Consider the following 13,501-nt stretch of genomic DNA (forward strand, 5'->3'; position numbering starts at 1 on the left):
TTTATCCCGACACTTTTTCTAACGTTCTCGTAAATCGATCGTGACGTCCATAGATTTCTTGCGCTTCTTCTACCGAGACTTTCTTAAATCGAATCTTGCAACCTGGCATCGCCTGAGCAAGGGAAGGAATATCACTCGCGATAACTGTCGCGATCCTCGTATACCCTCCTGTTGTTTGTCGATCTGACATCAGGATGATCGGTTCACCGTTTGCAGGAACTTGGATGCCACCGAGTGGGATCGCTTCTGAAATGATATCTGCAGACGTCTTATGTTCAAGCTGAGGTCCGGTGACTCTGTAGCCCATCCTGTCTGATTTTGGTGAAACTTCGTAGGCTGAAGATAAAAAGGTTTCTAGGGCATCATCCGTAAACGCCTGCTCATGAGGACCCATCACCACTCGGATCTCCATTTCTTTTTCATACGAAGGGATTTCATCGTAGTGGAGTGCACGTCCACTTTTTCCTTCCATGGTATCAGCTCGTCTTAGAACATCTCCCTTTTCAAGAGCTCGTCCTTCAAAGCCGCCGATTCCTGCTTTCAGATACGTTGATTTACTTCCCATCACGACCGGAACATCGAATCCGCCAGCGACACTTATATACGCTCGTGCTCCTTCCACAGGCTGTCCGAACTGCAGCTTGTCTCCTTCTTTCACTTCAAAGCTTTTCCACATCGCCACTTTCTTACCGTTTACTGTCGGTGAAAGGTTTCCGCCACAGATTGCGATCACAGCGTCACTTAAAACATCGAACTTCGGTCCCATAACGGTCACTTCTAGCACACCTTCGTCACCTGAGTTGCCGACTAGAAAATTAGCGATCTTCATCGAAAAAGAATCCATTGCGCCTGCTGCTACGATCCCGTACTGCTGGTATCCAATTCGACCGTCGTCCTGAATCGTTGTTAGTAGACCAGGCTTTGTTACTTTAAAAAGGTCTTTAGGCATCTGCACTCACTCCAACGGGTTGTATTGTGATTCCTTCACTTTCTAATCGCTGTCTCAACATTTGTACGAAGCGAAGGGCTTCCGGCTCATCACCATGCACACAGATCGTATCTGCTTCGATCGAAATGTCTTCCCCGTTCACTGCCTCTACTTTCTGTTCCTTCACCATCCGAATGACACGCTGAACAGCTAGATCTGCATCGTGTATCATGGCGTTCGGTTCTGACCGAGGAGTTAACGAGCCATCAGGCTGATACGTACGATCCGCAAACACCTCTTGTGCGACCGTTAGACCTGCTTCCTTCCCTGCTTTTGCAAGCTCGCTTCCTGCTAATCCAAACAGAATGAGCTCTGGATCAACCGCTTTGACAGCGTTTGCAATCGCTTTGGCAATTGAAGGGTCTTTTCCTGCTTTATTATAAAGTGCACCGTGCGGCTTCACGTGCTGAACCCGTGCTCCGTGAACATTTGCGACACCTTTGATCGCACCGATCTGATACGCAACAAGGTTGAACACTTCATCCGCTGACATGTTCATGTCGCGGCGACCAAAACCACCAAGATCAGGAAATCCTGGATGTGCGCCAATCCCAACTTCGAGTAGATGAGCAAGTTCAACGGTTCTCATCATGACGTTGTGATCTCCTGCATGGTAGCCGCATGCGATGTTCGCTGAAGAGATAAATTTCAGCACATTCTCATCGTTCCCAATCGTATATGCTCCAAAGCTTTCGCCTAAATCACTATTCAAATCAACTGTCCTCATGATGTGACCCCCACCTTCTTTTCCTCTGTTTCTACTACATACTCTCCACGTTTTACGGCTTCTTCTATTTCCTCGTATTCTTCTTTAGTGATCGACACGAAGCGTAAGTAGTGCCCTGATTCTAGTAAGATTGGAGACTCACTTTCAGGGTCATAGAGTTTCACTGGCGTTCTCCCGATGATCTGCCATCCTCCTGGAGACTGAAGCGGATAAATACCCGTTTGAGATCCTGCGATTCCTACAGACCCTGGTGCAATAGCAGCACGAGGATTTTCTCGTCTAGGCGTCGCGATCTCTTCAGGCATACCGCCTAAATAAGGGAAGCCTGGCACAAATCCCATCATGTAAATGAGATAATCTTTTCCTGAATGACGTTCGATGACTTCTTCTTCTGTTCGACCATTGTGTTCTGCAACGAATGGGAGATCTTCACCCCCGTAATACGTTGGGATGATATAAACAAGAGAAGCAGATTCTGCTTCTCTTCCTTGTTGTTTTTCACTGATCTCTTCTAGCTTCTTTCGTAATGAACCGTATGAAAGTTTTGTAGGAAGATAATAAATCGTTAATGTTGTGTAGGCTGGCACCCACTCAACAACACCGTCGATCGGATGATCTGTTAAATAATCCGCAAACATTCTTATCTTCTGATTCGTTTCTTCCGTTATTTCGGAGCCGAATACGAGCTGGATGCCCGTATCCCCGAGTGGATGATAATCAAGTTTCACGCATGTTCCTCCTATCGATTAAGCAAAGAGTTGTGGAATTTTATCAATAAGCGTCACGATCGCTAAATATGCTGTGATCAAGAAGACAAAACCTCCGAAGATCGTTAACCATAGTGGATGCTTGTAGTCACCTACGATCGATTTCTTGTACGCTGCGATGAGAAGTGTTCCAAGTGCTACAGGTAAAATCAATCCGTTGAATGCACCTGCAAGAATGAGTAACAGAACCGGCTTTCCGATGAATGCAAAGATAATCGTCGAAACGGCGATAAATCCGATCGTTACGCCCGAATGATGCTTATCGACTTTTTTAGAAAGTGTTCTTAAAAATGACACGGACGTGTATGCTGCACCAACAACTGACGTGATTCCAGCTGCCCAAAGGACGATACCAAACATCTTATACCCGATTGCGCCCGCCGCATGTTGGAAAACAGAAGCAGGTGGGTTTGCTGGATCAAGTGCAAAACCAGCTGTTACGACGCCAAGTACGGCGAGGAATAGAAATACTCGCATGATCGATGCGATCAAGATACCTGAGACAGAGCTCTTCGTTACCTGGTGAAGGTTTTCTTTCCCTGAAATCCCAGCATCAAGAAGTCTGTGACCACCAGCAAACGTAATATAACCACCGACCGTTCCACCTACTAACGTGATGATGGCAAACACATCGATTGTGGTCGGCGCGAACGTATGAACAACAGCGTCGCCAACCGGTGGATTACTTTGGAACGCGACATAAAGTGTAAGCAGAATCATAACGCCACCTAGTAGACGTGCGATCTTATCCATCGCGATTCCCGCTTCTTTCGATAAGAAGATTCCGATCGTAATGACACCCGTGATCGCTGCTCCGATACGTGGATCGATTCCGAACAAGACGTTCATTCCGAGTCCAGCACCACCAACGTTACCGATATTAAAAGCAAGTCCTCCTAGCGCAACTGCAAATGCTAAGAAGTATCCGAGTCCCGGTAAAACCATGTTCGCAATATCTTGTCCTTTTCGTTTCGATACCGCGATGATTCGCCAGATGTTCGCCTGAACACCAATATCAAGAATGATTGACATTAAGATAACAAAACCAAAGCTTGCGAGTAGCTGTTCTGTAAACACAGCCGTTTGTGTTAGAAATCCTGGACCGATTGCTGATGAACCCATCAGGAATGCGGCACCAAGAATGACTCCCCACTTGCTTTTTGTTGGACGATTTTGTTCTAAGTCTACTGTTTCAAGGGGCTGTTCTTTTTTGATACCCATCGTCTTCCTCCTTCAAAAACACGAATCATCTGTCGAATGAATCGCTACGTTTTTTCTCTTATCTCTACCTTATCACGTAATTTTCTGATAGTTTTATAAGATTCCGCACAAAAAAACCGCCCGATGTGGGCGGTTTCGCTCATGTGATCTCGTATTTTTCAATCCGTCTTTGAAGGGCGTAACGACTGATCCCTAGTAGTTTCGCTGCTTGCGTAATGTTCCATTTCGAATCCTGAATTGCTTTTTCGATATACTTCTTTTCGATGCTCTCGATGTGATCCTCAAGTGAAAAGGCGTCTTCAAACACAACATCATCGATCGTTTTTGATCCCTCTACATGACCTTCAACAGGATTTAAGAAATCGAAATGTGTGGCAGCTAGCTCCTTTTCCTGATGTAAGATCGCAATTCGCTCGATCGTATTCTTAAGTTCTCTCACGTTTCCAGGCCAATCATAGTTTAACAACCGCTTTTTTGCATCTGCCCGTAATGTTGGGGTATCCTTCCTCATCTGCTGACAAAACTCATTCAAGAAATGGTCAGTCAGCATAATGACGTCCTCATCTCGCTCACGAAGCGGAGTTAATTTGATCGGCACCACGTTCAACCGATAATAGAGATCAGACCGGAACTCTTTCTCTTGAATCATTTCTTCAAGAGAGCGGTTCGTAGCAGCAATAATCCTAACATCTACCTCAAGGTCATGCACACTACCGACGCGCTTAATTCGTTTATCCTCTAGAAATCGTAAAAGCTTTACTTGTATATCGAGCGAAAGATCTCCGATTTCATCTAAAAATAACGTACCACCATCAGCCCACTCGACTAAACCGACTTTACCATTCGACTGGTCTCTGACACTGTTTTCTTCTCGACCAAAAAGTTCGATTTCGATAAGATCAGCAGGAATACTTGCGCAGTTCACGGCGACAAACGGGCCATCGTGGCGTTTACTCTGCTGGTGGATGCTCCTCGCAACGAGTTCTTTTCCCGTTCCCGTCTCACCTCTTATTAAAACCGTCGTATCGTTGCTTTCGGCAATCAACGAAATCTTCCCTTTCAACTCGTTCATCTGATCACTTTCACCGATCATTTGTACGAGCTTCGTACGCCGCTCTTCTTCACGGTAACGCTCGACTTCTTTTTCAAGGTGCTGCTGCTTGCTCCACTTCTCCAGCGTAATTTTTAACTCTTCTAACTCAAATGGCTTCGTTAAGTAATCGAACGCGCCTTCCTTAATTGCTCTTACAGCCGTTTTCGCATCACCATACGCAGTCAGCATCATTACCGCCATTAGCGGGTATCGCTCTTTGAATTCATGCAGCGCGTCGAGCCCGTTTCCATCGGGTAAACGTATATCTAACAGCAGCACCTGTGGGTTAAACGATTCGAGCAGCTCCCAGCCATCTTCAAGTGAAGATGCGGAACGTACTTCATAGCCTTCATCTTCAAGAAACATTTGCAGCGTAAGCCTAAGCGTTGTCTCGTCATCAACGATTCCAATCTTCACTGCCATTTACGCTTCCTCCTTCCTTGTCGGGAATGTTATGGAAAAAGTCGTTCCTTTTCCTGGCGTACTTCTTACATCGATCTCGCCGTTATTTTGCACAACAAGCTGGTGTACGATCGATAGCCCGAGTCCAGTCCCTTCAGACCTCGTTGTATAAAATGGATCAAAAATTTTATCCAGCATGCTATCTTCCATGCCAACTCCTGTATCTGATACGTAAATCGTCCGCTTATCCCCAGTTGTTCCACTAGAAAGCGTTAATTCTCCACCTTCTGGCATCGCGTTAATTCCATTAATGATCAAGTTGAGAAGGATTTGACGAAGATGGTCTCGATCGACCAAAATACCATATCCATTTTCACTATGATGCAATGTTACGTTTTTCTCACTCGCCATTCCTTCCATCAATAACACGAGTGAGCGCATCGTTTCATCCACCTTTATAAACGACGGGTTAGAATCAAGCGGTCTTGAGAACTGAAGGATATTGGTTATGATCTTGTTCACCCGGTCGATGTCGATCAGCATGTTTTCAGTTAACGCTAGCTCATCCTTGCCAAGCTCCAACCTGCGAATAAGGAGCTGGGTCGTTGTTCTGATCCCTGCGAGTGGATTACGAATCTCATGTGCGATTCCTGATGCCATCTCACCTAACGATGCTAAGCGGGACATCCGTTCAACGCGTTGCTCAAGCTTTCTTCGATTCGTAATATCTTCGAACGTAATGATCGAGCGATTTCGCTCAGTTCCTTTAATCACTCTATAGTTTACCGCATAATACACCTTTTCTTCATTATATTTATGATTCCATATCTCTTCTTTTCTCTTCGTCGTCTCATGAACAGTAAGACGTCTAACACGCTGTTCCAATGAAGGATCATCATCCATCATACGCTGTGCAGCCTCATTATAAACAGAATCTGACCCTTCGACGAGAAGAACCATTCCCACATGCACACTATTTAAGATCGTTTCGTTCAGCTTTTTAATCTTCTCGATCTGTCCATTTCGTTTATCTAGCGTTTGGACCATATCTTGTAACGAATTTGAGAGAACGCCGATTTCATCTTTACGATTCGTTTTAATATCCGGCTCTTTCCCTCTATCTCCCATTGCAATCCGCTTACAATAAGCAGCAAGGTTTTTAATGGGCTTTGAGAGGTGGTAAGAAAAAATGATCGTAAACTGCACGGCGATCACACCCATGAAGATGATGATGAGCAGCGTATATTTTTGAATATCAGGAAGCGAACCTGAATAGAACGAGAACTCGATCGGGAAATAAAGCTTCCACCCCCATTGTTCGAGCTCTTCAGTTATCACCGCTTTTTCGATAACAAAGCTTGATGGCTCACTGTTGCCGTTTAACCACTCTAATTCCTCTGCTTGATAGTCCTTTCCACCTGAGTAGAAATTCCCCTCTTCATCCTCAACATACAATCCTACTTTTTCATCGATCATCACCTTGACTAACGATTTGGCATCACGTTCACTCATGTCGCCATTTTGCACACGTTCATTAAAGATACCAACGTAGCGATCGATGCTCGTTAACGTTTCACTAACCGTTGCCTCTTTCAGCTGTTTCTCTGACTGGTAGCTCGCCCACATCGAGACCGCTCCGATAATAAAACTTGGAAGGAGTACGATGATTAGAAAAGGAACGAGGATCTTCCGTTCAATCGAATTTCTCATCATGCGTACCTCCCTTCCAGAAATAAAGGATACCAGCGATTAAAATCGACGGCAGGACAGGATGATAAACAGGATGAACGTGATCTGGGATTAGGAAAAACGCAAGTACATATGCGAGTGTCCCACCGAATGTGGACAGGACAGCGTTTTGTTTTGATCTAGCCGTATAGAGACCTCCGTACAACGGAAAGAACATCGAGACCGCTATAATCCCCCATACGTGTCCACTAAAGGGAACGATTCCTTCAGGAGGTTGAAACGCAATCAACAAGGAAAACGTCGCAAACATGAAAATAACCCAGCGCGTCCATGAAATAACCTGTTGATCGACACTCTTCTTTTTTCGTAGTGGAAGCGTAATATCATAAACAAAGCTGCTCGCCATGATTAGAAGCTGTGAGTTAGCCGTTGAAATGGCAGCCGCCACAACGCTGATCAGCAAGATCCCCTTCCATGGTGTTTGCAGCAAGTATGAAATAACGTGAGGGTAGATTTCGTCAGTACTTTCGAATACGACTCCCGGATTGATCATCCGTGAACCGATGCCGATCACAAAAATCGCAAAATAGATGAGCACAAGAAAAATCGCACTCGTTGCGATCATCTTCCACGCAATTTGTTTCGAACGAGCTGATAAGATCCGAACCGCATACTGTGGATTCGCAGCAACGCCTATCCCTAATGCAAAAAATGCGCTCAGAAGCGTCCAAAACGGTAGCCCTTCTTCAGGAAAAAGCGCTAAATAGGAATCTCCTCGGGTCGCTCTCACGACGAGATCACTCGTAAATACCTCTAGCCCTCCGATCTCGTTCACCACAAAAAGAGAGCCAAGGATCGTTCCGCCAAGGATGAGATAAAAGTGAAAAATATCTGTACGCGCCACAGAATGCAGCCCTCCGAACGTGGTGTACAATACGAAAAGATAAACAAGAAAGACGCTGACAATATACGGTACTTCCAGCATTTCACTCACAACGATTCCGAATCCTCGGATCTGAATCACGACGTACAATAAATAACTGACGCTCAAGATGATTCCGATCCAAACTTGAAGTAATTTCGAATCGTACCTTACAAGGAAAAACTCAGGTACCGTGACAACGTTATATGTAGAAAGTTTTGATGAAATAAAGAGAAGCCCGATAATCCCTAACAACCACGCAACCGCTGTTGTCCAGATTACCGAAACGCCACCTTCATAGATCAACCCTGGCAAACCAAGGAGTGACGCTGCACTGAACCAGGTCGCACAAAAGGATGCGACGCTTGGAAATAACGAAAGGTTTCTTCCTGCCAGGAAGTACCCTCTCAGTTCATCCGTTTTATCAAACCCGTGTTTTCCAAGGATTAAAATCGCAATCGTATAAATCAGGAATACACCTAAGTAAAGGAGTTCATCCATCAGAACCCTCCTTTCCATTCTTACCTAAAGCACTTGCTTCATTATATACAAATTCACGTCCTCAAACCATGACTCCACCCACATCCCAAGTATATCCAAACGTATACCTTCCTTACTTTGTGTTTTCTGCCATAAAAAAAAGAGCCACAGACTAAGCGGCTCACAATCTATTGGTTCTTGCTCAATTGTTTTAGGACAGTATTCTCTCTATGAATCCACCGGTTCGCACTATTTTTCTTCAACGCTTCTTCGTTCTGCATGATCGCTTCTTCAAGTGTGACCCAAACTGGGGTGAATTCTTGTTCGGACTCGTAGTCATCTAACAGTTGTGGTGCCAATTCTCCGGGAACTTCGCAAAAATAATAGTGAGAGGTCATTTCGAAAATCGCTCCCTCTTCATAGAGGTCTTCGTTCCGTTCCACAATCGTTCCCGCCTTCTCTCCGATCAAACCGTTCACATATCCTGTTTCCTCTGCAATTTCACGCACGATCGCCTCTGCATGCGTCTCACCCTCTTCAATCCCACCGCCAGGAAACTTATAATCTCCTAAATTTGAATACACGAGGAGAATCCGATCATCTTCTATTAAAATAGCGCGCACGGCCTCTCTGTAGACCATTCGCTCGCCTTTCTCACACCCTAAAACGATACTAAACACGTTCTTCACTCCCTATATTCGTTAAGAAATTGGCAATCCCTTTCTTTGAAGTAAGGTGATAAACCTTCTTCTCCTCAGGAAGACGATCTAACCTTCGTAAAACATCTGGGCGCTTCTCTTTCGGATAATTCCAAACCCATTTCAAGAACGTAAGAGAAACCTTCTCCTTACACCCTTCCCCCATGTCAGGTCTCGTTCGGTTATGGTATAAAACCGCTCGTTTAAAGACTCGATACGTACAAAGCGTCCTAGGAAGATCAAGAAAGATGACCGTATCCGCAGCATCAAGACGAATCTCCATCGTCCCTCCGTAGTTCCCATCACAAATCCATTCGTCTTTTGAAACGATGTTGACCTGCACCTCTCGTTGTTCTTCCTTTGGTACTCCTTCCCAATTCGGCTTCCAAAACAACGCATCCAGATGGTACACATCGATTTGTAGTCGTTCTCCCAATTCTCTTGCTAGCGTCGACTTTCCTGAGCCTCCAGAACCGATTATCGCGATTTTTCTCAAGCTGCTCCCCCCCAGCACTCTTACCAATTATTTCATAGTACAATAGCTTGCTCGTTTAGCCAACCCAACACTCACCTGTTTGAAAGCCTTTATGAGAAGGGTAATGAACCTTACCATCTTATTTACAAAAGGAGCAACCATCGTGATATTTAAGAACATTCATCCATCAAACTATTCAAAAGTCTCCATCGCTCTCATATTAGGTGGGTTTATCACCATAGGAGCAGCATTTTTCTTTTTCTTCTCATTAGCTGAAGATGTTGCGGAGAACGAACAGTTTATGATCGATAAACTCGCGACGCAACTCATCAGTTCGATCGATACCCCAGCACTCAGCGGGATCATGGGAAGGATAACGGAAGCGGGTTCAGTGACCTGGATAACGATAGGGACTGTTCTAACCCTCATTTATTTGCTGTTTATCTCGGATAAAAGCAAGTGGGTTTCCTTTTTCTTGTTAGTCAATATGCTTGGAATCAGCGGACTCACAAAAGGATTAAAGTTATTATTCGAGCGACAAAGACCAGATGTACTCGAGAAGTTTGACGGAACAGGCTTCAGCTTTCCGAGCGGTCACTCGACTGGCGCAATCACGTTTTATGGATTCTTATTTTACTTAATCGTGATTAGCAATCTAAAAAGGAGATGGAAGATTACGATCAACACCATCCTCGGCGTGCTAACCGTTACAGTCGCGCTCAGCCGGATCTTTATCGGCGTTCATTACCTAACCGACATCCTAGCGGGTCTCACACTCGGCTTAGCGTGGTTACTAATCTGTATCATGGCACTCGAACTCATGCTGTGGCGTCAGCGGAGGCATAAGAAAAGCTAGGATAGGAAAAGGTGCTTCCCCTTATGGAGAAGCACCTTTCGCTTAGGATGCAGACTCTTTTATTACTTTATTGATCTCATTTTTATAAAGATCAGAACGTCCTCCAAAAACGGCTTGGATATTTTTATCCACTTTAACGACACCAGCAGCACCGAGTTCCTTTAAACGATCCTCATTGATCGCTTTGACATCTTCAACCTCAACCCGAAGACGAGTGAAGCATGCATCAACATGCTTAAGGTTTTCCTGTCCACCGAGCGCGGCCATGATCTCCGTAGCCATTTCTTTGTTCTTCCCAGATTTCTTTCCTGGGTCTTTCTTATTATAGTCCTTTCTTGTGAAGAGCTTATTCTCCTGTCCACCTCTTCCTGGTGTAGCAAGATCCCATTTCTTAATCGCAAAAGAAAAGGAGAAGTAGTAAACGAAGAAGAAGATTGCCCCAAGAACGATGTTCATCCACCAGTTTGGCGTTCCAGGTAGTGCGTTGACGAGAACGAAGTCAATGAAACCAGAACCTCCTGCCCAACCGAGGTGAACGTCAAGCATGTACGTCACTGCAAAAGAGATTCCAGCAAGCACCGCATGAAAGACAAATAGAAGCGGCGCAACAAATAAGAACGTGAATTCAATTGGCTCTGTAATTCCTGTAAGGAACGCCGTACCCGCTGCGGCAATCAGCATCCCTTTTACAACAGGACGGTTGTTTTTGTCAGCCTGGCGATACATTGCAAGCGCAGCACCCACAAGACCGAACATAATCACTGGGAATTTACCTGCCATGAAACGACCGGCCGTTACTTCGACGCCCTCTGCAATCTGAGCAAGGAAAATGTACTGATCTCCTGAAACCATGCTGCCCGCTACTTCAGTTGTCCCACCAAGAGACGTCCATAAGAACGGAGCGTACCAGATGTGATGAAGACCTGTTGGAATTAACACACGTTCAAGAAAACCGTACAGTCCGATGTAGAGTGGATTCGTTGATCCGTTTGCAATGACGTTCGCAACCGCGTTGATTCCCGTCTGAATCGGTGGCCACACGAGCATCATCGCCATCGCAAGAAAAATAGATGAAAAGACCATTGCGATTCCGACTGAACGATCTCCTGCGAAGAAACCGAGTACTTCAGGAGGATCAAACTCATGAAACTTGTTATAAACGAATACCGCTAACAATCCGACGATGATTCCACCTAACACCCCTGTTTCAAGGGTTGGAATTCCGAGTGCCATTCCATATTCTCCGTTTTCAGCAACCATTTCTGGCGTGATGCCGAGCGCGAAGGAAATCGTTTTATTCATGATGATGTACCCGAGTAATGCAGCGAGTGCCGCGATTCCAGATCCACCTGTTAACCCGATTGCCACACCGATCGCAAAGATAATGGCGAGGTTATTAAAGATCGAGATCCCAATATCCAACATGCCGTTTCCAATGAATTGAATCGCATCAGCCTGTAGAAACGAAAAGGTATCTGTTAATGGTCCCGTTAAAGCAGCTCCAAACCCGAGCAGAATACCAGCAGCCGGAAGAAGCGCAACAGGTACCATCAAGGATTTTCCGAATTTCTGAAGACTACCAAAATATTTCTTCACTGAATGTCCCTCCTTCTCCATTCAAGCAAGCGTTTTCTTATGTGTGTTTTAGAAAGACCCGAAATCATTCGGGTCCTTCACTACCATTATCTAGAGTGAACGAGCTCTTTACTTTTTTGTAGGTTTGGCCACTGTTCTTTGTTTGCTTCAATAAGATCATCAAGAATCTGACGAGCTACTGGTGCATCAACAACCGTACGATTTAACGTAAGTGCTTGTAGCGCTTTTTCGTAAGAGTTCTCAAAGTACGCATCAACAACAAGCTTTTCATAAGCGAGCTGCCCTTCAATCAGACCTTTGTAGAAGGTAGAAATATGACCAACCGCAAAAGGTTTCGGACCTCGGTTTGTCATCATCGCAGGAACTTCAACCATAGCGTCATCTGGAAGATTAGCAATCGTACCGTTGTTCTCAACCATAACGATGAAGATGTCACCGTTGTTGTACGCCATTGACGCTGCAACGCGGATCATATAGCGGCCGTGAATGTCAACTTCAAGCTCCACGTTTTCAGTTGAGTTATCTTCGATGATTTGATCAGCAAGCGCATGGACACGCTTCTGTCTTCCGTTGATGACTTGACGAGCTCTTGTGTTCGTCACATCTTCCTTCTTCACCATGTCGGAAGGATACAGATAGTATTGTAGATACGTGTTTGGTAGATATTCAGGGAAATCAGTGACCATTCGCTCAACCTGCTTGAATGTGTAGATCCAAGAAGGATCGTTCGCGATCTCTGCATCCTCTGGAAGGAACCCATCATCCGTGATCGCACGCTTAATCGTATCTGTGTGATCGTTCCCATCTTTGTCATAGATTTTCGTAAACCAACCAAAGTGGTTTAAACCGAAATATTCAGGTACGAGGTCGAATACTTCTTTTCCGAGAATACCTGCATAGCTAACCATGATCGCCGCTGGCATATCACAGATATTCAAAAGTTTCTTATCGTTAGGGAATTCTCTTCGAAGTGCTTCCGCTACGATCGCTGCAGGATTCGTATAGTTCAAAATCCACGCTTCTGGTGAATAATGACGAATGTCGTTTACGAGCTCAATCATGTCTCCGATTGAACGCAATCCATATGCCATCCCACCAGGTCCACACGTTTCTTGTCCTACCGTATTGTAGGATAGTGGAATCTGTTCATCCCTCTCTCGCATCTGAAGGCCACCTGTTCGAATTTGAACGAACACAAAATCTGCGCCAGTTAATGCTTCCTCTTTATCAGTTGTATATGAAAAGCTTTCTAGCTCAGGATACTTTTCACGAAGGATGATCTCTGATGCTTTGGCTACTTTTTCCTGTCTTTTGGCATCAGTGTCATAAAACGTAATCGTTTTCAAAGGAAACTGTTCTTTTTCCGCTACTAAACTCATGATCATGCCAATCGTATACGTGCTTCCGCCACCTACGACGACTAAATTCTGCTTTTTCATGTGGTTAGCCCCCTAAAAGGTATTATATTTGTATTAAAAAGTTGTTAACATGAATATAATACATATCAGAGATAAGGTCAACGCTATTCTTTTATTTTGAATAGAATTCGTTATAATAGTGACAGAGATTATCGAGTGGAGGAGTTCA

The 13,501-nt window shown here is 44.8% G+C and carries 12 protein-coding genes; 1 reads left to right on the forward strand and 11 read right to left on the reverse strand.

Annotated features, from left to right (window positions below):
* Window position 1: 1 nt before the first annotated feature.
* The 9 genes from ACXADT_RS20340 to ACXADT_RS20380 all read right to left on the reverse strand — a co-directional run bounded on the left by ACXADT_RS20340 (window position 2) and on the right by ACXADT_RS20380 (window position 9,483).
* Entirely contained in the window at window positions 2–949 is a 948-nt protein-coding gene (locus ACXADT_RS20340; protein ID WP_474832588.1) for a 5-oxoprolinase subunit C family protein, read from the reverse strand.
* A complete protein-coding gene (locus ACXADT_RS20345) occupies window positions 942–1,715 on the reverse strand; it encodes a LamB/YcsF family protein (protein WP_474832590.1) in 774 nt (257 codons plus the stop codon). The genes ACXADT_RS20340 and ACXADT_RS20345 overlap by 8 nt, the downstream gene beginning before the upstream one ends.
* The gene (gene pxpB / locus ACXADT_RS20350) at window positions 1,712–2,443 is read right to left on the reverse strand and encodes a 5-oxoprolinase subunit PxpB (RefSeq protein WP_474832592.1); all 732 of its coding nucleotides are present in this window, start codon (window positions 2,441–2,443) and stop codon (window positions 1,712–1,714) included. Before pxpB ends, ACXADT_RS20345 begins: the two co-directional genes overlap by 4 nt.
* Window positions 2,444–2,461: 18 nt before the next feature.
* On the reverse strand, window positions 2,462–3,703 hold the full coding sequence (locus tag ACXADT_RS20355) for an NRAMP family divalent metal transporter (RefSeq protein WP_474813624.1): 1,242 nt from the start codon (window positions 3,701–3,703) through the stop codon (window positions 2,462–2,464).
* Between the two features lie 139 nt (window positions 3,704–3,842).
* Entirely contained in the window at window positions 3,843–5,219 is a 1,377-nt protein-coding gene (locus ACXADT_RS20360) for a sigma-54-dependent transcriptional regulator (RefSeq protein ID WP_474832593.1), read from the reverse strand.
* Complete coding sequence (locus ACXADT_RS20365) at window positions 5,220–6,908, reverse strand: sensor histidine kinase (protein ID WP_474832595.1); 1,689 nt, start codon at window positions 6,906–6,908, stop codon at window positions 5,220–5,222.
* On the reverse strand, window positions 6,892–8,310 hold the full coding sequence (locus tag ACXADT_RS20370; protein WP_474832596.1) for a sodium:solute symporter family protein: 1,419 nt from the start codon (window positions 8,308–8,310) through the stop codon (window positions 6,892–6,894). Before ACXADT_RS20370 ends, ACXADT_RS20365 begins: the two co-directional genes overlap by 17 nt.
* Window positions 8,311–8,477: 167 nt before the next feature.
* Window positions 8,478–8,969, reverse strand: a complete 492-nt coding sequence (locus ACXADT_RS20375; protein WP_474832598.1) for an NUDIX domain-containing protein — start codon at window positions 8,967–8,969, stop codon at window positions 8,478–8,480.
* Window positions 8,962–9,483 (reverse strand): DNA topology modulation protein, encoded by a 522-nt coding sequence (locus ACXADT_RS20380; protein ID WP_474832599.1) that lies wholly within the window; start codon window positions 9,481–9,483, stop codon window positions 8,962–8,964. The genes ACXADT_RS20375 and ACXADT_RS20380 overlap by 8 nt, the downstream gene beginning before the upstream one ends.
* Before the next feature lie 142 nt (window positions 9,484–9,625).
* Between ACXADT_RS20380 and ACXADT_RS20385 the strand changes: the two genes are divergently transcribed.
* Complete coding sequence (locus ACXADT_RS20385; RefSeq protein ID WP_474835864.1) at window positions 9,626–10,318, forward strand: phosphatase PAP2 family protein; 693 nt, start codon at window positions 9,626–9,628, stop codon at window positions 10,316–10,318.
* 42 nt (window positions 10,319–10,360) lie between these two features.
* Here ACXADT_RS20385 and ACXADT_RS20390 read toward each other — a convergent pair whose 3' ends face one another.
* Both ACXADT_RS20390 and ACXADT_RS20395 read right to left on the reverse strand, forming a co-directional pair.
* Complete coding sequence (locus tag ACXADT_RS20390) at window positions 10,361–11,914, reverse strand: PTS transporter subunit EIIC (protein ID WP_474832603.1); 1,554 nt, start codon at window positions 11,912–11,914, stop codon at window positions 10,361–10,363.
* 86 nt (window positions 11,915–12,000) lie between these two features.
* Window positions 12,001–13,353 carry a 6-phospho-alpha-glucosidase gene (locus ACXADT_RS20395; RefSeq protein ID WP_474832604.1) on the reverse strand — a complete coding sequence of 451 codons (1,353 nt, stop codon included), beginning with the start codon at window positions 13,351–13,353 and terminating at the stop codon, window positions 12,001–12,003.
* Between the last annotated feature and the right edge of the window lie 148 nt (window positions 13,354–13,501).

It is taken from the genome of Anaerobacillus sp. ABR4_321, assembly GCF_056158505.1.